This is a genomic window from Streptomyces sp. YS-3 (assembly GCF_045257485.1).
Lineage (GTDB): Bacteria > Actinomycetota > Actinomycetes > Streptomycetales > Streptomycetaceae > Streptomyces.
This window is the reverse complement of sequence record NZ_JBJHPC010000865.1, coordinates 1-2,084: the sequence shown is the minus strand read 5'-3', so window position 1 is coordinate 2,084 and position 2,084 is coordinate 1. Positions and strand designations below refer to the sequence as shown.

Sequence of the window (2,084 nt, the reverse complement as noted above, 5' to 3'; positions counted from 1 at the left end):
CCATCTGGGCACCAGGCGGTATGTGCTCGACGCCGACCGGGCGGGCGCACGGGCCGGGTGCCCCGGGGGGTTTCGACCCGTACGACGTCGTCGCGCCGGGGTGACGTCCCCGCGTAGGTCAGCTCGCGCACGGTGGAGGCGCCCGCCCGGTCGGCGTCGAGCACATACCGCCTGGTGCCCAGATGGACCTCTCCGGCCACCCTCGGCGGGCCCTGGCCGCACGCCCCGTCGATGGCGAGGGTCACGGGCCGGTCGGGGTGGCCGGTGAGGTGGCCGGTCCACAGCACGGTCCCCTGCCCGTCGCGGGTGATGCGCGAGGCCACCGCCTCCAGCCCCGCCTCGTCGAAGAAGCGGAAGGTGCGGCGGTCGGGCGCGGCGCCCCGACGGGTGCCGCAGACGGAACGGAAGGCCCCGTCCGCCCACTCCACCCGGCTCGTGCGGACCGCTCCGGACGGCGGGCCCTCGGCGGCGGCCGTCATGGCGGGCAGGGCCGGCGCGAGGACGGCGACCGCGAGCGCGCCACGGAGCAGACGTCGGGGAGAGGGCACGGGTTCTCCTGGGAAGGTGTCGACGGGCTACAGCCCCAAGGCTCGCGCCCGCCCGGCGCCGTGGCGCGCCGACAGCCGCTGGACGGGTGGCGACCGGGGCCGGCGGGTGCGCCGGGGCGGCCGTCCGGGTGACGCCCGGCCGGAGGGGCGTGGCGGTCGCCGGATGCGCTCCCTTACGCTGCCGCGCGCCTTCAGGAGGTGTGTCCGAAAACGGACCCCGGCAAGGAGAATTGGCCCGCCCCGCTCACCAGGGCGGGCGGGATGAGGAGAGAGGTGGACGATGGCCGTCGTCCTGTCGCTGAGCTGGGCCGGGGTGAGCCCCGAGCAGTACGACGCGGTCCGTGAGGCCGTGGGCTGGGAGGAGCGGGTGCCCGACGGCGCCTGTCTGCATGTGGCGTGGTTCGAGACGGACACCCTGCGCGTCACCGATGTCTGGGAGTCCCCGGAGGACTTCGAACGGTTCTTCGCCGAACGGCTCGCGCCCGCCGTCGAGAAGGTGGGCATCACCGGTCAGCCGGATACCCAACTGCTCCCGCTGCACCGCCGGTTCGTGGCTCCGGGGGTCGGCGGCGCCGCCTGAGCGGCGCTACGCTGTGCGACGAGCGACGTGGTGACGTCCAGGATGCGACCCGGGGGGCGCCTTGGAGCCGTTGGAGTCCGACGACCCGGCCGCCGTGGGGCCGTACCGGCTGGTCGCCCGGCTGGGCAGCGGCGGCATGGGCCGCGTCTACCTCGGGTACTCCCCCGGTGGCCGACAGGTCGCGATCAAGGTCATCCGGCCCGAGTACGTACAGGAACCGGCCTTCCGGCAGCGGTTCGCCCGTGAGGTCATCGCCTCCCGTGCCGTGAGCGGCTTCTTCACGGCCGGGGTGGTCGACGCCGACCCCGAGGGGCCCCGGCCGTGGCTGGCCACCGCCTACATCCCGGGCCCCTCCCTCCAGCGGGCGGTGCAGCGGAGCGGCCCGTTCCCCGAACCTTCGGTCAGGGCGCTCGGGGCCGCGCTGGTGGAGGCGCTCACCGCGATCCACGGCGCCTCCCTCATCCACCGCGACCTCAAGCCCGCCAACGTGCTGCTCGCCCAGGACGGGCCGCGCGTGATCGACTTCGGGATCTCCCGGCTCTGCGAGCACAGCGGTCTCACCCTGACCGGGACCACGATCGGCTCGCCGGGCTATATGTCGCCCGAGCAGATCCAGGGGCTGCCGGTCGAGCCGTCGACCGATGTGTTCTCACTGGGGTCGGTGCTGGCCTACGCGGCGACGGGGGCCAGCCCGTTCGGGGAGGCGTCCGTGCCCGCGCTCCTTTACCGGGTGGTGAACGAGGAGCCCGATCTCCAGGCGGTACCCACGGGGTTGCGCGACCTGGTCGGCCGGTGCCTGGCGAAGAAGGCGGCCGACCGCCCGGAGCTGCCCGCGCTGCTGCACGCCCTCACCGGCGGGCGTCCGCCGGGGGAACTGCTCGCGCCGGGCTGGCTGCCGGAGCCCTGGCAGGGCGAGGACACGGCGCCGGCGCTCCCCGACACGCCCACCCCGGCGT

At 75.1% G+C, this 2,084-nt stretch carries 3 protein-coding genes; 2 read left to right on the top strand and 1 reads right to left on the bottom strand.

Features of this window, described 5'->3' with window-relative positions; translation table 11 throughout:
• The coding region (locus ACJA3G_RS35705; protein WP_406557185.1) for a hypothetical protein at positions 1-548 on the bottom strand (548 nt) is incomplete at its 3' end.
• A gap of 280 nt (positions 549-828) precedes the next feature.
• Between ACJA3G_RS35705 and ACJA3G_RS35700 the strand changes: the two genes are divergently transcribed.
• A complete protein-coding gene (locus tag ACJA3G_RS35700) occupies positions 829-1,128 on the top strand; it encodes a hypothetical protein (RefSeq protein ID WP_406557184.1) in 300 nt (99 codons plus the stop codon).
• A 61-nt stretch (positions 1,129-1,189) separates the two neighbouring features.
• On the top strand, positions 1,190-2,084 hold an 895-nt coding region (locus tag ACJA3G_RS35695; RefSeq protein WP_406557183.1), incomplete at its 3' end, for a serine/threonine-protein kinase.